The 18,824-nt window shown below is 60.5% G+C and carries 16 protein-coding genes; 7 read left to right on the top strand and 9 right to left on the bottom strand.

The genetic code is table 11. The features are described from left to right. Window positions 1-81: 81 nt before the first annotated feature. A complete protein-coding gene (locus tag AC1D2R_RS28130; protein ID WP_477972591.1) occupies window positions 82-822 on the bottom strand; it encodes an SDR family oxidoreductase in 741 nt (246 codons plus the stop codon). 123 nt (window positions 823-945) lie between these two features. Between AC1D2R_RS28130 and AC1D2R_RS28125 the strand changes: the two genes are divergently transcribed. The 3 genes from AC1D2R_RS28125 to AC1D2R_RS28115 all read left to right on the top strand — a co-directional run bounded on the left by AC1D2R_RS28125 (window position 946) and on the right by AC1D2R_RS28115 (window position 2,877). Then, window positions 946-1,836 carry a LysR family transcriptional regulator gene (locus AC1D2R_RS28125; RefSeq protein WP_477972590.1) on the top strand — a complete coding sequence of 297 codons (891 nt, stop codon included), beginning with the start codon at window positions 946-948 and terminating at the stop codon, window positions 1,834-1,836. A gap of 48 nt (window positions 1,837-1,884) precedes the next feature. Then, window positions 1,885-2,199 carry a hypothetical protein gene (locus tag AC1D2R_RS28120; RefSeq protein ID WP_477972588.1) on the top strand — a complete coding sequence of 105 codons (315 nt, stop codon included), beginning with the start codon at window positions 1,885-1,887 and terminating at the stop codon, window positions 2,197-2,199. 84 nt (window positions 2,200-2,283) lie between these two features. Then, on the top strand, window positions 2,284-2,877 hold the full coding sequence (locus AC1D2R_RS28115) for a DNA-3-methyladenine glycosylase (RefSeq protein WP_477972586.1): 594 nt from the start codon (window positions 2,284-2,286) through the stop codon (window positions 2,875-2,877). Here AC1D2R_RS28115 and AC1D2R_RS28110 read toward each other — a convergent pair whose 3' ends face one another. Genes AC1D2R_RS28110 through AC1D2R_RS28100 form a run of 3 tightly spaced genes read right to left on the bottom strand, consistent with a single transcriptional unit; the run spans window position 2,878 to window position 6,101 of the window. Beyond that, the gene (locus tag AC1D2R_RS28110) at window positions 2,878-4,419 is read right to left on the bottom strand and encodes a DHA2 family efflux MFS transporter permease subunit (protein WP_477972584.1); all 1,542 of its coding nucleotides are present in this window, start codon (window positions 4,417-4,419) and stop codon (window positions 2,878-2,880) included. Next, window positions 4,412-5,644 (bottom strand): HlyD family secretion protein, encoded by a 1,233-nt coding sequence (locus AC1D2R_RS28105; RefSeq protein ID WP_477972582.1) that lies wholly within the window; start codon window positions 5,642-5,644, stop codon window positions 4,412-4,414. Before AC1D2R_RS28105 ends, AC1D2R_RS28110 begins: the two co-directional genes overlap by 8 nt. Beyond that, window positions 5,637-6,101, bottom strand: a complete 465-nt coding sequence (locus tag AC1D2R_RS28100; RefSeq protein ID WP_477972581.1) for a MarR family winged helix-turn-helix transcriptional regulator — start codon at window positions 6,099-6,101, stop codon at window positions 5,637-5,639. Before AC1D2R_RS28100 ends, AC1D2R_RS28105 begins: the two co-directional genes overlap by 8 nt. Before the next feature lie 462 nt (window positions 6,102-6,563). On the opposite strand from AC1D2R_RS28100, the gene AC1D2R_RS28095 reads away from it, so the two are divergent. Both AC1D2R_RS28095 and AC1D2R_RS28090 read left to right on the top strand, forming a co-directional pair. Continuing rightward, entirely contained in the window at window positions 6,564-7,739 is a 1,176-nt protein-coding gene (locus AC1D2R_RS28095; RefSeq protein ID WP_477972579.1) for an efflux RND transporter periplasmic adaptor subunit, read from the top strand. Further along, window positions 7,736-10,933 carry an efflux RND transporter permease subunit gene (locus AC1D2R_RS28090; protein ID WP_477972577.1) on the top strand — a complete coding sequence of 1,066 codons (3,198 nt, stop codon included), beginning with the start codon at window positions 7,736-7,738 and terminating at the stop codon, window positions 10,931-10,933. Before AC1D2R_RS28095 ends, AC1D2R_RS28090 begins: the two co-directional genes overlap by 4 nt. Here the strand turns inward: AC1D2R_RS28090 and AC1D2R_RS28085 are convergent. The 4 genes from AC1D2R_RS28085 to AC1D2R_RS28070 form a co-directional block, all read right to left on the bottom strand. Then, window positions 10,928-11,935, bottom strand: coding sequence for an acyltransferase family protein (locus tag AC1D2R_RS28085; protein WP_477972575.1), 1,008 nt, complete (start codon window positions 11,933-11,935; stop codon window positions 10,928-10,930). The two genes, AC1D2R_RS28090 and AC1D2R_RS28085, sit on opposite strands and share 6 nt — an antisense overlap. 50 nt (window positions 11,936-11,985) lie before the next feature. Then, window positions 11,986-13,251, bottom strand: a complete 1,266-nt coding sequence (locus tag AC1D2R_RS28080; RefSeq protein ID WP_477972573.1) for an O-antigen ligase family protein — start codon at window positions 13,249-13,251, stop codon at window positions 11,986-11,988. A gap of 9 nt (window positions 13,252-13,260) precedes the next feature. Then, window positions 13,261-14,547: a polysaccharide biosynthesis/export family protein gene (locus AC1D2R_RS28075; RefSeq protein ID WP_477972571.1), complete on the bottom strand. Its 1,287-nt coding sequence runs from the start codon at window positions 14,545-14,547 to the stop codon at window positions 13,261-13,263. 75 nt (window positions 14,548-14,622) lie between these two features. Further along, window positions 14,623-15,303 carry a sugar transferase gene (locus tag AC1D2R_RS28070; protein ID WP_477972569.1) on the bottom strand — a complete coding sequence of 227 codons (681 nt, stop codon included), beginning with the start codon at window positions 15,301-15,303 and terminating at the stop codon, window positions 14,623-14,625. Window positions 15,304-16,069: 766 nt separating this feature from the next. Between AC1D2R_RS28070 and AC1D2R_RS28065 the strand changes: the two genes are divergently transcribed. Both AC1D2R_RS28065 and AC1D2R_RS28060 read left to right on the top strand, forming a co-directional pair. Further along, window positions 16,070-16,342, top strand: coding sequence for an exopolysaccharide production repressor protein (locus AC1D2R_RS28065; protein ID WP_477972567.1), 273 nt, complete (start codon window positions 16,070-16,072; stop codon window positions 16,340-16,342). Window positions 16,343-16,474: 132 nt separating this feature from the next. Then, window positions 16,475-17,476: a glycosyltransferase family 2 protein gene (locus AC1D2R_RS28060; protein ID WP_477972566.1), complete on the top strand. Its 1,002-nt coding sequence runs from the start codon at window positions 16,475-16,477 to the stop codon at window positions 17,474-17,476. A 5-nt stretch (window positions 17,477-17,481) separates the two neighbouring features. Here AC1D2R_RS28060 and AC1D2R_RS28055 read toward each other — a convergent pair whose 3' ends face one another. Further along, a complete protein-coding gene (locus AC1D2R_RS28055; RefSeq protein ID WP_477972564.1) occupies window positions 17,482-18,441 on the bottom strand; it encodes a glycosyltransferase family 2 protein in 960 nt (319 codons plus the stop codon). Window positions 18,442-18,824 lie beyond the last annotated feature (383 nt).

Raw genomic sequence — 18,824 nt, 5'->3', positions numbered from 1 at the left:
GTTCCTTCTTCGTGATGGGGGGCTTGCTGATCGGCTCGTTTGGGGTCGGCGGCGCGATACCCGCCGCCGGTTGTTGAAGGATCAGACCATGCCGCCGTTGGCGCGCAGCACCTGGCCGTTGATCCACGAACCGTCGGGACCTGCCAGGAAGGAGACTGATGCCGCAATATCCTGCGGTGTCCCCAAGCGTTCGAGCGGGTTCATCTTCGACATGCGGGCAACGAGTTCGTCGGACTTGCCGTTCAGGAAGAGATCGGTGGCGGTCGGGCCTGGTGCGACGGCGTTGACGGTGATGTCGCGGCCGCGCATTTCCTTCGACATGATCGCCGTCAACGTTTCTACGGCGGCCTTGGTGGCGGCATAGACGCCATAGGTCTCAAGCTTGGCGCCGACAACCGAGGTCGAGAAGTTGACGATCCGGCCGCCGTCCCTCAGACGCTTGCCAGCTTCGCGCAGCGTATTGAACGTACCCTTCAGGTTGACGCTGATCTGTCGGTCGAAGTTGGCATCGTCGGCGTCGGCGATCGAGGACAGCACCATGATGCCGGCATTGTTGACGAGGACATCAATCCCGCCGAAAGCTGCTTCGGCTGCATCGAACATGCGGCGAACCGCTTCGGCGTCGCTCACATCGGCCTTTGCCGTCAGTGCCTTGCCGCCGTTCCTTTCGATCTTCGCTGCCAGTTCCTCGGCCGGAGCTGAATTGCCGGAGTAGTTGATGACGACGGTGAACCCGTCCTTGGCCAGACGTTCCGCGATCGCTGCACCGATGCCTCTGGAAGCGCCGGTAACCAGTGCAACTTTGTTTCCTGATGTGGCCATTGTCTTTCTCCTTCAGTCGTTTGCGCCGCAGCGCGTTTTCGATGTGCAGAAGATGACGCTTTTCTTTACACGGATAATCATCCATAATTCAGCATCACTATCCGGGAAATACGAACAAATAAGATGGACAGATTCGATGCCATGCGGGTGTTCTCCCGTGTCGTGGAGCGCCGCAGTTTTACCGCCGCCGCCGAAGATACAGGCCTGCCGCGCTCGACCGTGACCGATGCCGTCAAACGGCTGGAAGCCCGCCTTGGCGTCCGCCTGCTGCAGCGGACGACGCGCCATGTGAGCCCGACGCTCGACGGGCAAGCCTACTACCAACGCTGCCTGACGATCCTATCCGATATCGAGGATGCTGAGGGTGCCTTTGCCGGCGCCAAGCCGAAGGGCATGTTGCGGGTCGATGTGCATGGCACGCTCGCCCGGCATTTCGTTCTGCCCAGCCTGCCCTCCTTTCTGGAGACCTACCCAGACATCGAATTCTATATGAGCGAGGGAGACCGGCTGGTGGACCTCGTGCGCGAAGGCATCGACTGCGTGCTGCGCGTCGGCACCCCGCAGGACAGCGACATGGTGGCCAGGCGTGTTGCCATGCTGGAGGAAGTCACGCTCGCCTCGCCCAGCTATGTCGAGAAATACGGCATGCCGGAGCATCCGGAAAAGCTGGACGGGCACCGCATGGTCGGCTTCCGATCGACGGCGACAGGAGGCGTTCTGCCGCTCGAGTTCATTGTTGACGGCGCCGTCCGCAACATCGCGCTGCCTGCCATCGTGACCGTGAATGCAGCCGAGAGCTTCGTCTCTGCCGCACGCCTCGGCCTCGGCCTGATCCAGGTGCCGCGCTATCATGCGGAAAAGGATCTGGCATCCGGCGCGCTCGTGCACGTCTTGTCGGATTTCCCGCTGACGCGGACGCCGGTCTCGCTGCTCTATCCCCGCAACAGGCAGCTCTCGCCGCGCGTACGCGTCTTCATCGACTGGCTGATGAAGGTCTTCGCTCGACAATCCTAGCAAAAAGCGCTTCACTTCCCGCAATTGTCCGAACCGGGAGACACGTCCATGGCCATCACAGATGTCACAGTCCACCCGAAGGACGGCGGCTTCGTCGTTGCCTTCGGAGATCAGTCGGGAAACGGTATAGCAGTCACCCTCTATACCGCAGCCTCTCCGGGACTGACGAGCGACAACGCCATCACGCGCGCCAGGGCGCTGCTCGCGACCGCGCTCCAGAGCTCGCAGACGGATGGCCCGCGCGGCAAGGATCGAGCGCTTCTGGAAGAGGAGCTGGAGGAAGGCCTTGAAGATACGTTCCCGGCAAGCGATCCGGTTTCGGTGACCGGGTCGTCTATCGCTCACTCCAAAGCCGGCCAATAGCCAAGCCAATCAACAGAACGCCACGGTTCCGAATCGTCTCGGCCGCGGTCGCGGCAGAACATCGTGCCAAAATCCGAAGGACAGATGACGCAAGCGCTTGGTGCAATCGGCACCGCCCCCCTCACCGGCCACGAGCTTCAGAGCTTCTTCGAGCGCGACGCGATCACCGTCGCGCGGGATCTGCTGGGCTGCCATCTCCTCGTGGGCAATGCCGGCGGCCGTATCGCGGAGACGGAGGCGTACTTCCCCGGCGACGAAGCCTCTCATGCCTTTCGCGGTCCGACACCGCGAAACGGTGCAATGTTCGGTCGCCCCGGCAACGTCTACATCTACCGCATCTACGGAGTGCATTGGTGCCTGAACTTTGTCTGCACCCCGGGCTCGGCAGTGCTCATTCGGGCAATGGAACCGGAGATCGGGCTTGCCGGAATGATCGCGCGCCGCGGCACCGATGTTCCGACGCAACTTTGCAGCGGCCCGGGCAAGCTCTGCCAGGCGCTCGGCATCGACATCACCCTGAATGACCGGCTGCTCGACCGCGATCCCTTTTCGATCGCGCCGTCCGCGCGGCCTGCGGAGATCGTCTCCGGCAAGCGCATCGGCATAACGAAAAATGCCGAAGTACCGTGGCGCTTCGGCATTTTGGGGTCGCGCTATCTCAGCAAGCCGTTTCGGTGATCATTCCATGACGGCACTGTGGTCCATCACAGGCGCCACCTTCGGCTTGCGCAGCAAGAGCGCCAGCGGAATGACCGCAAGCGACATGATCATCAGCAGCTTGAAGTCGTCCATATAGGCGATGATGGTGGATTGCAGCGTGATCAGCTCGTTCAGCGATGCTCGTCCGGCCGCAGTCAGCGGGCTCAACCCATGTGCAGCTGTTGTCTCGAATGCCCGGTTGAACGGCGTCACATAGGCCGCAATCGTCTCGTGGTTCACCTGCGCGTTTTCGACCAACAGAGCGGAAACGATCGAGATGCCGACGCTGGAGCCGATGTTTCGCGACAAATTGTAGAGACCCGTTCCTTCACCGCGCAGGTGCGCGGGCAGCGTCGAGAACGCGATCGTCGTCAAAGGCACGAACAGGAAGCCGAGCCCAGCGCCCTGGACGAAGCCGACCGATACGATGGTCCACTGCGACACGTCGGGCGTCCAGCCGGTCATGTCGTACATCGCCCATGCCGTCAGGCTGAGCCCGAGCACGAGGAGGAGGCGGGTGTCCACCTTGCCGATCAGCCTGCCGACGATGAACATGCAGAGCATGGTCCCCAGTCCGCGCGGCCCCATGACGATGCCGGCGGTGATCACAGGGTAGCCCATCAGCGTCTGCAGATAGGGCGTCATCAGCGCCAGCGATGCAAGATAGGTGATCCCGATGACGAAGATGAAGATCATGCTGACGCTGAAGTTCCGGTCCAGAAACAGCTTCGGATTGACGAAGGATTTCTCGGTCGTCAGCGTGTGCACGATCAACAGATAGAAGGCCGCTGCGCAGACGATCGCCTCGATCATGATTTCGCCCGACGCGAACCAGTTGAGCTGCTCGCCGCGGTCGAGAAACAGCTGCAGCGACGCGATCCCGAGACTCATCATCCCGAAACCGAACCAGTCCAGCTTGGCCAGCATGTCACGCTTCGTCTCCGTGACATAGATGACGATGCCCGCGAACGCCAGCGCACCGATCGGCACGTTGATGTAGAAGACCCAGCGCCAGCTGATGTTGTCGGTCAGCCAGCCGCCGATGACTGGCCCGAGGACCGGCCCGACCATGACCGAGACGCCGAATAGGGCCATGGCCGAGCCGCGCTCCTCGACGGTATAGATGTCGAGGAGGATGCCCTGAGACAGGGGAACCAGCGAAGCGCCGAACAGCCCCTGGAGGAGACGGAATGCGACGATCTGGTTGAGGGACTGCGCAAGACCGCAAAGAACAGACGCAACGACGAAGCCGACAATCGCGGTCAGCAGCACGCGCTTGCGCCCGAACTTGGCAGCCAGGAAACCCGACGGCGGCGTCATGATGGCGGCCGCGACGATATAGGAGGTCAGCACCCAGTTGATCTGGTCGGCGCTCGCCGACACGCTGCCCTGAATATAGGGCAGCGCCACGTTGGCGATCGTCGTGTCCAGCGCCTGCATGATGACGGCCAGGATGACGCAGGCCGTGATCGCGCCTCGGTTGGCAACCGGGGCGACCGGAGAAGACGCGACGCTACTCATGATCCTTGCCGCCGGCGCGGCCCAAAAGCTTGGAGACAAAATCCGGAAGACCGCGGGCACGGCCGGTGTCGACATCGACGACGGTGCTCATGCCAACGCGAAGCGGCGGCTTGCCTGTCGTGTCCTCGATGCTGACGCGCATCGGAATGCGCTGCACGACCTTGACCCAGTTGCCTGTGGTATTCTGCGCCGGCAGCAGCGAGAAGCTGGACCCCGACGCGGGGCTGATGCTCTCCACCTTGCCCTTCCACTCGACGCCCGGATACGTATCGACATAGATGCTGACCGCCTGGCCGGGCTTTACGTATGTCAGTTCCGTTTCCTTCGGGCTTGCCGCAATCCAGAGGTTGCTCGTCGACACCAGCGCAAAGGCCTGCGACGACGCCTGCAGGTAGGAGCCCGGCTGAAGAGAGTTCACATTGGTCGCGATACCGTCGAACGGCGCCTTGACAACGCTGTGGTCGAGTTCGCGCTGGGCATCGTCGACCTTGGCCTTTGCCTCGAGGTAGAGCGGGTTCTGCTCGACAGGCTGATCGGCGTTGCCGCCGAGCTGCGCCAGCGTTGCCGCGGCGTCCGCCTTGGCGACGGCGACCTTCTGGTGGCCGGCATCGAGATTGTGCTTGGCCTGATCGAAGGCGGCACGCGTTGCAGCCGCGCTGTTGATGAGGTTCTGCTGGCGATCGAACTCGCTCTGATAATAAGGAATATCGGCTTCGGCCTGGGTGATCTCGGCAAGCGACTGCTGATAGCTTGCCTTCAGATTCAGGATCTGGTTGCGCACCGCCCCGAGCTGAGCCTCAGCGCCATCGAGAGCGATCTTGAAGGAATCCTGCCGCAGGCTGAAGAGGACCTCCCCCTTCTTGACCGCCTCGTTTTCATGAACGTTGATCTGGTCGACGATACCGGAAACATCGGTCGTCAGGCCAACCATGTCAGCCTGAATATAGGCGTTGTCCGTCGACATGATCTGACCGCCGTTGACGTAGTAGTATCCGCCAACGACGAGCGCGACCGGCAACAAGGCAAAAAGAACGGGCCGTGAGAGGCTGCGCCGGCGGCGGACCTTTGTGCCGCCGGGCGCAGCCACGGCAGTAGCGGGCGCTGAATTGGATGAAGGCGCCTCGGCTACCGTTTCCTTGCGTTCGGAAACGTCGATTTCTTCAGCTGGGGTCTTGGTCTTGGCATTTGCGTCGGTAACGACGCGCAGGGAGTGTTTGTCAGCCATGGTTGGTCTCATTTTCGGCCAGGGGGGTCCGGCAGGCCTGCACTAGGTTGGTTTTCATCAGGGACAGGATCTGGAACAGCGCGTCGCGCTGTTTAGGCGACACGCCGTCCAATGCTTCCCCGCGCGTCAAATCTCCGATCTCGCGCATCGCCGCCAAAAGCGGGCGGGCTTCGTCTCTCATGTAGAGAAGCCAGATCCGGCGATCGGTCGGATGCTGGCGTCGCTCGACAAGCCCACGCTCGGCGAGCTTGTCCAAGCTACGCACAAGTGTGATCGGCTCTATTTCAAGGATCTCGGCGAGCCCGCCTTGGTGGATTCCCTCGTTGTTCGAGAGATACGCCAGCGTCTGCCACTGCGACCGCGTCAATCCCAGGCATTTGGCACGCTGCTCGAACCGCTTGCCCAGCAGGCGAGCGATATCATGCATGAGAAAGCCGAGGGTCGGATTGCCGTTCATTGATGTCTGCACCAATCATAAGCACACTTATAATGTGCTCAGATATATTAAGCGTGTACGGCGCACAAGTGCGCCGACTACAGATTCGGCCGCCGCGACCAAAATGCCGCACCGGCATACCCACAGCAAAACGATCCAGTGGCGGAAGCTGCCCAGAAACAATGAAACGATAATCGCCACACGCTGCGATTATGACGCTCACTCGAAATTGCAACCGGTTGGCATTTGCTATTTCCTCTTCAGGCCGTTTATATACCCTGCACAGATACTTAGCCGCATGCCCCTGGCCTGCGCGCACTGATTTCGAGCACGGCAGGTACCCACGAGCATCATCGCGGACGCTCTAGACAGCAGTCAAAATGCGGGCGAAGCATTTTCGTCCGAATGCAGCAAGACATGACACGCATTATCTCATCGACATAACGGGCGGTGCCGGCCAGCCGCCTCAACCGGGGGACTGCTATGCCTTTCTCGCTCAGACACGCGCTTCTGCTGAGCAGCCTAATTGTGCTGCCGATTGCGAACGCGGCAGCCCAGGACGCGCCGCCTCCTCCGCCGGTCACCGTTGCCAAACCCGTGGTTCGCGATGTCATCGACAAGGACGAGTTCATCGGCCGGTTCCAGGCCGTGGACGAGGTGGCCGTTCGCTCGCGTGTCGGCGGTTATCTGCAGGAGGTGCACTTTACCGATGGCACTCTGGTCAAAAAGGGCGATCTTCTCTTCGTCATTGACCAAAGGCCATTTGTCACGGCCTTGAATGAGGCAAATGCAGCCCTGGAAGTCGCCAAATCCACGCTGGTCTATGCCGAAGCACAGTTCAAGCGGGCGGAAAGCCTGGCCACCAGCGGCAGCCAGTCGGTTTCCATACTGGATGACCGTCGCCGCGAATGGGTCTCCGCCCAAGCCAACGTGCGCGGCGCCCAGGCAACCGCTGACCGCGCGTCGCTCGACCTTGAATATACCAAGATAACGGCTCCGCTCAGCGGACGCATCGACCGGCGGCTGATCTCCACGGGCAATCTCGTCCAGGCGGATCAGTCCATCCTGACGACAATCGTTTCGCTCGATCCGATCGACTTCTACTTCGATGTCGACGAACGGCGGCTGCTAAATTTTGCACAGACGGCGCGCGAACGCGGCAGCGACCTGCAGCAGGGCGGCGGCGGCGTCGACGTCAAAGTGAAGATTGCCGACTCGAGCGAGCATCCGTTCGAGGGCAAGATGGACTTCGCCGAAAACCGCATCGACACTCAAACCGGCACGATCCGCATCCGCGCCCGCTTCGACAACCCGGACTACATTCTTCAGCCGGGCCTTTTCGGCCGCGTCTCCGTCGAGGCATCGAATACGTACAAGGCCATTCTCATACCGGACGAAGCGATCGGCTCCGACCAGAGCCAACGGGTCGTCTATATCGTCGGGGATGACGGAACAGTGTCGGCAAAGCCGGTGCGGCCCGGCCCACGGCTTTATGGCTACCGCGTTATCCGCGAGGGGCTGGATGGAAATGAAACGCTCGTCATCAACGGCCTGATGCGCGCCCGCCCCGGCAGCAAGATCACGCCGCAGCTGATCGAGCTGCCACAGAGCCGCGACGACATGCCGCCGGAAGCGGCAGGCATGGAGCTCAGCCGATGAGGTTTGCACACTTCTTTGTCGATCGGCCGATCTTCGCCTCGGTTCTCTCCATCGTGCTGCTCATCGTCGGCGGCATCGCCTATTTCCAGCTCCCGGTCGCCCAATATCCGGAAATCGCACCCCCAACCATTGTCATCCGCACGGCCTATCCCGGCGCCGATGCCGAAACGATCGCCAATACGGTCGCAACGCCGATCGAGCAGGAAGTGAACGGCGTCGAGGACATGCTCTACATGTCTTCCTATTCGACCGCGGACGGCTCCATGGCGCTCACGGTCACCTTCAAGCTCGGCACCGATCTCGACAAGGCGCAGGTCCTGGTTCAGAACCGCGTGGCAATCGCGGAACCACGCCTGCCCGAAGAAGTCCGGCGCATCGGCATCACGACGGCGAAAAGCTCACCTGACCTGATGATGGTCGTGCACCTGCTCTCGCCGAACGAGCGTTACGATCAGCTCTACGTATCCAACTACGCGCGCACCCGCATTCGCGACACGCTCGTTCGCCTCGATGGCGTCGGAGACGTCATTCTGTTCGGGGAGCGCGAATATTCGCTGCGCATCTGGCTCGACCCGCAGAAGCTTTCCGCCTATGGGATGACGTCGGCCGACGTCGTGCAGGCATTGCGCGATCAGAACGTACAGGTCTCCGGCGGTTCCATCGGCGGACCGCCGACATCAGGTACCAACGCGTTCCAGTACACGGTCACGACGGAAGGCCGCTTCTCCGATGCCAGGCAGTTCCGCTACGTCATCGTGAAGGCAACGCCCGATGGCCGTCTCGTTCAGCTGCAGGATATCGCCCGCATCGAGCTCGGCGCCAAGGACTACGTCACCAACAGCTATCTCAACGGCAAGCCGGCGGTCGCGCTTGGCATATTCGCCCGTCCCGGCACCAATGCCCTCGACGCAGCCGCCTCGATCAGGAAGACAATGGACTCCGTCTCGCATGATTTCCCGCAGGGCCTGTCCTACGACATCGTCTATAATCCCACGGAGTTTATCGCGGAGTCGATCCACGAAGTCTACAAGACGATCGCCGAAGCCGCGATCCTCGTCGCCATCGTCGTTCTCGTCTTCCTGCAGTCCTGGCGCACCGCGATCATTCCGATCGTCGCCATCCCGGTCTCGCTGATCGGGACCTTCGCTTTCCTGCTCGCCTTTGGGTTTTCGTTGAACATGCTGACCCTCTTCGGCCTCGTGCTGGCGATCGGCATCGTTGTGGACGACGCCATCGTCGTCGTGGAGAATGTGGAGCGCAACCTTGCAAAGGGCATGACGCCCCGCCAGGCCGCCCATGTCACAATGGATGAAGTCGGCACAGCCGTTATCGCAATCTCGCTGGTGCTTATCGCCGTCTTCGTGCCGACGGCCTTCATCCCCGGCCTCTCCGGACAATTCTACCGACAGTTCGCGGTGACCATTTCGGTGGCAACGGCGATTTCGGCTCTCAATTCGCTGACCCTGTCGCCGGCGCTCGCAGCTCTCGTTCTCAAGCCGCATGAAGAAAATCACAAACACCGCAACGTCATTTCCCGCTTCGGCGGCGCGTTGGCGGATGGTTTCAACACGGGCTTCGACAAGGTCAGCGCGGGCTATTCCTGGATCGTTCGGCACACGGTCCGGACCGTTGCGGGCCGCTGTATCGCCCTGCTCGCCTTCGCCTGCCTGCTCGGCGCCACGTATTACATGAGCCGGATCGTCCCGAGTGGCTTCGTACCTGTCATGGACCAGGGCTACGCCATCGTCGTCGTGCAACTGCCCGATGGCGCTGCCCTATCGCGCACCGACGCGGTCATCGAACGTGCCTCTGAGATCATCAGAAACACACCGGGCGTCAAGAATGCCGTCGCATTTTCTGGCTTCAGCGGCGCAACCTTCACCAACGCTTCCAATGCGGGCGTCGTCTTTGCCGCCTTCGACACGTTCGAAAACCGGCTTGAACACGGGCAGACCGCCAACAAGATCATCGGACAGCTCTACGGCAGCCTGCAGGCGATCCAGGAAGCCTTCATCATCGCCATTCCGCCACCGCCGATTTCCGGCATCGGCAACGCCGGCGGCTTCAAGATGCAGCTGGTGGACCGCGAAGGATCCGACATGCGTCGCGTGCTTGGCGCCGCCTACCAGCTTATGGGAACCGCGAACAAGACGGCTGGGCTCACCGGCGTCTTCACCACCTTCTCCGCCAGCAGCCCGCAGTATTTTCTCCAGATAGACCGCGACAAGGCGCGCGCGCTGAACGTTCCGATCCCAAATATCTTCGACACGCTCTCGATCAACCTCGGCACGTCCTATGTCAACGACTTCAACGCCTTTGGCCGCGTCTACCAGGTGCGCGCGCAGGCCGACCAGCAGTACCGCGTCGAGCGCGACGATATCCTGGCGCTCAAGGTGCGCTCGGCCACCGGCGCCCTCGTGCCGCTCGGAACACTGATAGACATTCTCGACACCAGCGGCCCCTCGCTCGTCCAGCACTACAATATGTACGTTTCGGTGCCGGTGCAGGGTAACGCCGCGCGGGGCGTTTCCACCGGAAGCGCGCTCGACACGATGGAGGGCCTCGCCAAAGAGATCCTGCCGGCGGGAACGACATTCGAATGGACAGAGATCGCCTTTCAGGAACGAAACACCGGCAATACCGCGATCTACATCTTCGCGCTCTCGGTGGTCTTCGTGTTCCTGGCGCTGTCGGCACAGTATGAAAGCTGGGTTCTGCCGCTCGCAATCATTCTGATCGTCCCCCTCGCCATCCTTGCCGCGCTGATCGGCGTGCACCTGCGAGGGATGGACAACAATATCCTCACGCAGATCGGCCTGATCGTGCTGATCGGTCTGGCGGCGAAGAACGCGATCCTGATCGTCGAGTTTGCAAGGCAGGCGCAGGACGAAGGAAAGTCGGCCGTCGAAGCCGCCATCGAGGCCAGCCACCTGCGTCTGCGTCCGATCCTGATGACGGCCTTTGCTTTTATCTTCGGCGTCGTGCCGCTGATGCTCGCCACCGGCCCCGGCGCCGAAATGCGCCAATCACTGGGGACGGCCGTTTTCTCCGGGATGCTTGGCGTAACGATCTTCGGCCTGTTCCTGACACCCGTTTTCTATGTCGTACTGCGTGCACGCTGGCGGAAGTCTGCCCCGACCGCCGGAGCCGAAACGTCCGCCGCCGAAGAACCGGCGGTCGAACCCTCGTCATAAGGGGCGCCGCGCGAGTGCGCCCTGCTTCGGTCCGGTGCGGGAAAACAGCTTTCTCAACGGCTTCTCTACAAGTTCGAAGGCCGCGGCGCCAAGGATCGTACCGCCGATGACGGCGGCAACGACGGTGGCGGCCGTCGAGAGGCCGACCACGCCAGCCGCCTTGACGATCACCGAGATTGCCAGCGTGTGCCAAAGATAGATCGAGTAGGACGCATCGCCGAGATAGGTCAGAACCGGAACGCGACCGATGCTTCCATCGGTTTCGAGCGACACCATGCCGTAGACGAGGGCCATCGCCAGCGGGCCGCAGATCGCCTCATCGAACTCGGCTCCGATCAGGAAGATGGCGGCAAAGCCGGAGAGCGACGCGCCGATGCAGGCCAGCCCCAGACTTGTCCCGGCAATCCACCGGCGCAGCCAGAGTTCCGCCAGGAACACACCCCCAAGAAACTCGAGGATGATCGGCCGGGTGTAGGTATAGAGGGCTGGCGACGCCGGTTGGACGATCAGCCCGATCAGGAAGAAGCCGCCGAAGGCAGCCGACAGGAAAATCAGCCTCCAGTGTCGTGGCAGAAAGAGCGCGCCCGCAAAGAGCACATAGAAGAAGATTTCGAAATTCAGCGTCCATCCCTGCACGAGAACGGGCCAGATCTCGCCGTTGCTCGGCGAACGCATCGGCATGAAGAACAGCGAGCCGAGAACATGCGCGCCCGTCAGCTGCAGGTTCGGAAAGAGCCCCGTGACGGCACCGACGATCATCACGGCGGTCACCAGCCAGTAGGAGGGGGCGATGCGCCGAATGCGGTCGAGCAAAAAACCCTGCGGCGTCATCGGCCGGCGATCGCTGATCACCCACATGATGAAGCCGCTGATGACGAAGAACACATCGACGCCTGCAGCACCGATCGCAAAGTGCTCGCCCGACTTTTCCGCCGCGTGAAAGACGACGACGGCAAGCGCCGCAAAGGCGCGCAAATATTGGATGCCGTAAAGAGTCTTCATCCGGTTCCCTCGAATAACCGGTCAGAGCCGGTTCAAAAATGCAAATGTCGTTATGATATGGCGGGTTGTTGCGGCCTCTCGCGCCGCCATGTCCCGGCAACGGGCTGGCGACGCGAGACCGCCAATTTCCCACCCGCGAAATAGAAGAGGAACGTGCCGACGTTATAGGGCGTCAGAATGTCGATCTCGACGAAGGAGCGGATCGTGAGCAGCACTGCAATCGAGAACAGCAGATGCGACTCGTCGTTCCTGACGTCCTCGATCAGGCGGCGAAGATGCCCCCACAGGATCTTCAGGAGCGTCACCGCAAGGATCAGCACCCCGGCCAACCCAAGCTCGACGGCCGTCTCGATGTAGGTGTTGTGGAAGTGGAAACCGCTGCGTGAGCCGATAAAGAACTCTTCCCACAGGCGCTCTGGTTCGGAAAAGCCCTGCACCCAGTAGGCCTGGTATCCGACACCGAAAATCGGGTTCTGCGTTGCCGCCTCGATGCCCTGCTGCCAGAGATAGGTACGCCCTGTCAGCGTCGAATCCTTGCCGAAGATGCCGAGCACGGCGTCGACCGCACCGAGATAGACGCCCGCGACCGCCAGCACGACGACGGCCACGCCTCCGCCCACGACCAGCAGCTTTCGCTGATCGGGCGACAAAGACAGGACGACCCGAAGTCCCAACATCAGCGCAATGACGACAACCGTCGTCAGCACCGATGTCGCCGACTGGCAGGCAAGCAGACAATAGGCCGACAGCAGTCCGACAACGCCCGCAGCCGCCATCCAAAGTCGCCGTTCGCCGAAGATGAAAACTGCGGCAACGCAGACGATCAGACCAAGCGACGCATAGAAACCAAGCTGGTTCTTGGATGCGAAGGCACCGACGAAACTGAACGTGCCATCGAGCGGGTCATACTCGTAATAGCCGAACAACAGCGAGTAGATGAGTACGATGCCGACGCCCGCGATCATGCCGACCGTCAGCGTCCGCACATCGAGGACCCTGACCGCAACCAGTGCGCAGATCACCTGCGTCAGATACTGGATACTGGCACGCATCGAAATACCGGGAACCGCGGACCAGAAGACCGACAGGAACGCCAGCGCGGCGAAGGCAAAGAGCCAGAGGTATCTGTTATAGTTCCCGAGCACGGTCCGATAGTCGACCACTATCAGCGGCAGCCAGAGCGCATAGTACAGCAGTATCGCCACCTGCCCGAACTTGATCGAATAGGCAAAGCAGAAAAGCGATAGCGCCACGGCGGGAACGGCATAGGCTTGATTCCCGCCGGGCTGAATGAGCGCCGACTTTGCGATACGCATGCCGCCCCGTTACCTCATGTACAGTCCGGCAGTCACCTTGATCAGGTCGCCGGGCTGCAGTGCGGTGTTCTCCTGCACCGGAATTTCCTTCGGCTGTCCGTCGACTTCGCGAATGATCGAATAGGCGATGCTCGCAGCACCGCTCGTATTGTCGAAACGCGCCGCATCGGTCGACTGCGTGAGAGCCTCGGACATCAACGAATTGCTGGTCGCAAGCTTGAGGTTGAGTTCGTCAAGCTGGGCATCGGCATTCTGGAGCTCCTGCGCAATCTGGGCATCCCGATCGTTTCGAAGCGTGATCTCGTCCTGGTTGGCCTTGCTGATGTCCTGCTTGGCCTTCAACGAATTGGTATCGATATCGAGAAGCGTCGCCTCGATATCGGCGGCACGCTGTTCGGCTGCTATCTTGCGGGCGCTGAGAGCCAGGCCCTTCTCCGCCAGATCCTCGACCTTGTCGCGGTCTTCTGTCGCAAGCTGAAGCTGGCGGCTCTGCGTCTCGGTCTTCTTGGCCAGCGTCTCGACTTCGCTCTGCAGCAAAGCCCGCAGGTCATCGAGCGCCTGAAGCTGTAGCGTCAGCCGCTTCTTGCGCGAGGTCATGAGCGCTGACTCGCTTCCGAACAACGCCTTTGCCTCGGGCTTGTCCTGAAGCTCCTTCGGCATATCGAAGGAATCCTGGTTTGCGGCTTCGGCGCGCAGCCGGGCCTGCTTCACCAAAAGCCGCGCCCGGTCCGCCATGTAAACGACGGCATCGCCCTTGGCGTTGATGAAGTCGCGGGCGAACCGCTGGCCGGCCTCTGCGCGGCGTAGCCCGCCGGCGATACTCACCGCCTTGACGACCGTGAGGTTCGGGGCAAACGGATATTCGCCTGGCTTTTCGATATCACCGGATAGATAAACCGGCCGGAACTGCGACAGCTCGACGGATGCAGACGGTCGATCCTTCAGAGCGAATTGCTTCTGCAGAGCCGAACCGATCTCCTTGGCAATCGCATCGGTCGTCTTGCCCGAGGCCGGCATGTCGCCGACGAACGGCAAGGAAATGCTTCCGGATGGCCCCACCGTGTAGTCCCCGCTGATGACAGACCAGTCGCGGATCGTTCCATCGGCCGTCTGCCACTCGGCTACGCGAATAGCGAGCTTGTCCATCACCCCAAGGCGGTACTCATCCGCGCTGACAATGCAAGCGGATAGCAGAAAGGCACCCAACCCGGCCGCAACTGCGATACCGGATTGCAGAACACGGGTTCGCCCTGCCTTGTCATCCCCGGCCTTGCCATCAATGAAGCGTTTTTCCATAACTTTACCCGTATTTCGGCACGACAAAGCCTAAGCGTTGCCGCGCAGTTTCTCGTTGAGCTTTGAATGCGCGGCTCAGTAGCTGCCGCGTTGGGCGCAAACCGCGGGGATGGTGCGTGCGATGATCACGACATCCCGGACCAGCGACCAGTTTTCGACATAGTGGGTGTCGAAAGCAACGCGGGCTGCATAGGAGACATCGTTGCGTCCGCTCACCTGCCAGAGGCCGGTCAGGCCCGGGCGCGATTGCAGATAGTAGACGGCCGCATGTTCGTACATTTCAAGTTCGTCTTGCACGACGGGACGGGGACCGACGATGCTCATTTCGCCGCGCAGGATGTTGAAGAGCTGCGGCAGCTCATCAAGGCTCAACTTGCGCAACACGGCTCCGACAGCAGTCACCCGGGGGTCATGCTGCAGTTTGCGCGTTGCACGCCATTCTTCCATGGCTTGGGGATTGTTTCGCAGGTACTCCTGCAAGACCTTGTCCCCTTCGGTGACCATTGTCCGGAATTTCAGGCAACGGAACTCCTGGCCGTTATGGCCGATACGGCGATGCCCATAGAAGGCCGGACCTTTGTCCGAGAGCTTCACAAGCAACATCACCATCAAAAATATCGGGCTTAGAAAGACAAGCCCGAGGAAGGCAGCGGACACATCGAATGCCCGTTTTGCGAAACCGCCCGTGGGCGGAAACGCGCTTTCGTGAACTACGCCATAAAATGGCGAACTGTCCGATCTCGTCGCAGACTTCATAGAGGTAACTCCACTTATGTTTGCCGTTTGGTCGGTGGCTCAGGACGCTTAGCTAGCGCTGACGAGTTCGGAGTGTATGAGCGGATTTTGTTTTTTTAAGCCACATTTTTAAAACCAATTGTTTTCGAAGGGTTTTGGCAACGTTTGTTCAACTTTTTGTTTTTCAGAAATCACTTAAACAGATCTACATCCGATAGACTTCTTTGAAATAACCTTCATGCGTTGAAATAGAACTTGCCCTCATTGCTTCCGCGTCCAAAACTACTGAAGTCTAGGTCGTTGCGGCGCATCGGCGCAAAGTCATCGTTTGCACGAATGGCTTCTGCACCAGTCGCAGATTTGATCTTGCCACGACGATTTCTATTGCATCGCAGCATTAATTTTGCGCCGCACTCACAAATCGTTTGAAATTAAAACTTTGTAATAAAAGTTGAACGCACAACGACGTCTACGCCGCCCCGGGAGAGGGAATTGTGGCACGAACAAGAACGTGCATTGCCAAATTCGACGCAACCTTTGCGTATAACGTAACTTTAATGATGTTGCGCGTTTCGGGCAGTTCGGCACCGATAAGTGGCATTTTTACCAATCGCCGGAACAAACATTTAAGATGGTTCCAGTACTACCGGACCGCGGACGCAAAAAACGTCTCCAGAGCTTCTGTTATACGGCGAAGTCCTGTAAACATATCTACACAAGGGTCCTGGGGGAGCGGTCGTATTCAATGGATGTTCATTGAACGAGGCCCCGATGGGGAGGCAACACAATGTATGCACCTCGCGTTTTTGTCAGCATGCTCGGCGCACTGGGCGTTTTTGCTGTCGCGACCTATTTCCTGAGCGGTTCCGTGTCCGGCACCCTTATCAAGACGCTGATTTGTGCGATTCTCCTGCAGGCGGGTTATTTCGGCGGCGTCTTGTATCTCGTCTGGAAAGAATCCAGGAGCCGCAACGTCAACCAGGCTGCTCCCAGCCGAAGCGAAGAGCCTGAAAAGCTGCACGTCACGCCCTTCAACGGCTCCGAACCTTTCAATCGCTGAGCCCTCTGCCAGGCGAATATTATCCGCCGCCTTCAGCCCCGGCGCCCTTTCCCGTAACATCATGTGAACCGGCATGCGTTGTGTGCTGCGCTCCGACGGCCTAGTTCTGGGACGAAACAACGGAGGTAAAGCGTGGCTCAAACGGCTAGCATATGTGTGATCATCGCCGCAAAGAACGCGGCCGAGACGATCCAGACCGCTGTAAAATCCGCTCTCCTCGAGCCTGAAGTAGCCGAGGTTGTGGTCGTCGACGATGGATCCGATGACGGCACTGCCGAAGTGGCAAGGCGCGCCGACGACGCCAGCGGCAGGCTGACAATCGTCAGGTTCGAAAGGAACAAGGGGCCGTCGGCCGCCCGCAACCACGCAATCGACATCTCCTCTGCCCCCCTGATCGCAATTCTCGATGCCGACGATTTCTTCTTCGCCGGGCGCTTCCGTCGTATGCTCGCGCAGGACGACTGGGAGTTTGTTGCCGACAACATCGCCTTCGTGGACGCCGAGACCGTGGCACAGGCACCTGAGCGACTCGACCAGTTCGCGGAAGACCCGCTTGTTCTCGACCTTGCGACCTTCGTGGACGGAAACATCTCCAAGCGCGGCGTCCGGCGCGGCGAGATCGGCTTTCTGAAGCCGGTCATGTTGCGGAGCTTTCTCGACAAGCACGCGCTCCGCTACCGGGAAGACATGCGCCTTGGTGAAGACTACGACCTCTACATCCGCGCGCTGGCTCACGGCGCGCGCTACAAGGTCATCCATAGCTGCGGCTACGGCGCCGTCGTGCGCGGCGATTCCCTGAGTGGCAGCCACCGTACCGAAGATCTCGGTCGACTGTACGAAGCTGACCGGGCGTTGCTCAAGGCTTTCAAACTTCCGCCGCAAGCCGCCGAAGCGGTGCGGCGACACGAGCGGCATGTCCGCGGTAAATACGAGCTGCGCCGGTTTCTCGACATAAAGGCCAAATCAGGACGATCGGCCGCTATCGCCTATGTCGCAGCACACCCTTCGGCCCTTCCGGCAATCGCAAAAGGCATCCTGTCGGACAAGACCGAACGCTGGCGCAATCCGGCTGGCGTATCGGTCACCTCGCGAGGCGACCGGCTGAGATACCTCCTGGACGCTCCGGCGAAGTAGCCCGGCTACTTCACGAGCTTTCCCGCCGCAAGCTGCAGAGCGCTCTGCAGCAGGAGCGGATCCTGAAAACACCAGCGCGCAAGCAAGGCGAAATCGGGGCGACGGCGCAGGCGCAGCAGGCCAATCTGGCTCCATAGCGCCTGCTTTCGAGCCTGGCTCTTGTGCGCCTTGATGGTGGCGATCTCACGCGGCCTCGCCGAGAACCGGCTTTCGAGCCGATCGAGCGCCATCCAGGTGATGAACTGCTGCTTCAGGAATTCCGGAGAGGTGTTGTCGACGCCGTGGAAGATGTTGATGCCCTCCCCGCGCAGCGCACCTGAATCGGCGCAAAGCAGGACGTGGCGAGCCGCCAGCATGCAATCGCAGAAAAACAGCACGTCTTCGGCGGCCAGCCGCAGGGCTGCGTCGAAGCGCACGGTCTCGATCAGTGGCCTTGCGATGACCATGCACGACATGTGGAGGAAGGCCCAGTTGTTGACCATCACGCCAGCGATGTCGGGAACGTCCAGGACCAGCGGCTTTTCCATCAGCCGTCTTGCGCCCTCGATCTGGCCCAGCGCGGCAATGCCGAAATGGTAGTCGAATTCCTCACCACCCTCGATCGACGCCCAGTAGCAATCGCCGTCGAGCGTCCGCATCGCGGTGAAGGCGTTCGCCAGGTGATCGGGCGTCCAGATATCGTCGGAATCGAGAAAGGCCACATACGTCGTCTCGGCCGGAACATGGTCAAGACCAGTGTTGCGGGCCCCGCCCGGTCCGGCGTTCCGCTGGCTCACGACTGTAATGCGCGCGCGCTCCTCGTCCGTCAAAGGCGCCAGCTCGTCTGCAGGCGAATACGGCGACTGATCGTCGACGACAATGACCTCGAAATCCTGGAAGGTCTGTTGGAAAGCCGACGCAAGCGCGCGCCGGAGAATACCGTCATCCCGCTGATAGAACGGAATGATGATCGTAAACGTCGCCATACTCTCTCCTTGAGAGGTTCGAATTGGTGCTTCAGCCGGGCATCTAGCGGCCAAGAGGTCGGCGGCAAGCTGCTGCACTGCACAATCATCAGGGTCATTTCGTCCGAAATTTGTCAAAGCCTGCAAACAGCACCAAAGCCGGTCCCTGCTCCAAAATGGAGCATCGACACCCCCGATTGCCCCATTCCGGCCACAAAAGGCGCGTCGTGCGCCAGCCGCGATTGTAACATTCTTCACCAACGCGCAAAAACTTTCGTGTTCGCCAGCGGGTCGGAAACGGCTAAGTCAGTGAATATAATCATTTTCTTGAATGCACTGCTGACGCTGGCTTTAACGCCGCCTCACGACGCTCTGCAGACCACCGATTGAGCTGCCGTAACGGC

This window comes from Rhizobium sp. P1_C7, assembly GCF_056406295.1.
This window is presented reverse-complemented; position numbering and strand designations above follow the sequence as displayed.

Excerpts from the sequence above, each read along its gene's own strand:
- AC1D2R_RS28130 (WP_477972591.1), bottom strand. The coding sequence starts at position 822 with ATGGCCACATCAGGAAACAAAGTTGCACTGGTTACCGGCGCTTCCAGA.
- AC1D2R_RS28125 (WP_477972590.1), top strand. The coding sequence starts at position 946 with ATGGACAGATTCGATGCCATGCGGGTGTTCTCCCGTGTCGTGGAGCGC.
- AC1D2R_RS28120 (WP_477972588.1), top strand. The coding sequence starts at position 1,885 with ATGGCCATCACAGATGTCACAGTCCACCCGAAGGACGGCGGCTTCGTC.
- AC1D2R_RS28115 (WP_477972586.1), top strand. The coding sequence starts at position 2,284 with ATGACGCAAGCGCTTGGTGCAATCGGCACCGCCCCCCTCACCGGCCAC.
- AC1D2R_RS28110 (WP_477972584.1), bottom strand. The coding sequence starts at position 4,419 with ATGAGTAGCGTCGCGTCTTCTCCGGTCGCCCCGGTTGCCAACCGAGGC.
- AC1D2R_RS28105 (WP_477972582.1), bottom strand. The coding sequence starts at position 5,644 with ATGGCTGACAAACACTCCCTGCGCGTCGTTACCGACGCAAATGCCAAG.
- AC1D2R_RS28100 (WP_477972581.1), bottom strand. The coding sequence starts at position 6,101 with ATGAACGGCAATCCGACCCTCGGCTTTCTCATGCATGATATCGCTCGC.
- AC1D2R_RS28095 (WP_477972579.1), top strand. The coding sequence starts at position 6,564 with ATGCCTTTCTCGCTCAGACACGCGCTTCTGCTGAGCAGCCTAATTGTG.
- AC1D2R_RS28090 (WP_477972577.1), top strand. The coding sequence starts at position 7,736 with ATGAGGTTTGCACACTTCTTTGTCGATCGGCCGATCTTCGCCTCGGTT.
- AC1D2R_RS28085 (WP_477972575.1), bottom strand. The coding sequence starts at position 11,935 with ATGAAGACTCTTTACGGCATCCAATATTTGCGCGCCTTTGCGGCGCTT.
- AC1D2R_RS28080 (WP_477972573.1), bottom strand. The coding sequence starts at position 13,251 with ATGCGTATCGCAAAGTCGGCGCTCATTCAGCCCGGCGGGAATCAAGCC.
- AC1D2R_RS28075 (WP_477972571.1), bottom strand. The coding sequence starts at position 14,547 with ATGGAAAAACGCTTCATTGATGGCAAGGCCGGGGATGACAAGGCAGGG.
- AC1D2R_RS28070 (WP_477972569.1), bottom strand. The coding sequence starts at position 15,303 with ATGAAGTCTGCGACGAGATCGGACAGTTCGCCATTTTATGGCGTAGTT.
- AC1D2R_RS28065 (WP_477972567.1), top strand. The coding sequence starts at position 16,070 with ATGTATGCACCTCGCGTTTTTGTCAGCATGCTCGGCGCACTGGGCGTT.
- AC1D2R_RS28055 (WP_477972564.1), bottom strand. The coding sequence starts at position 18,441 with ATGGCGACGTTTACGATCATCATTCCGTTCTATCAGCGGGATGACGGT.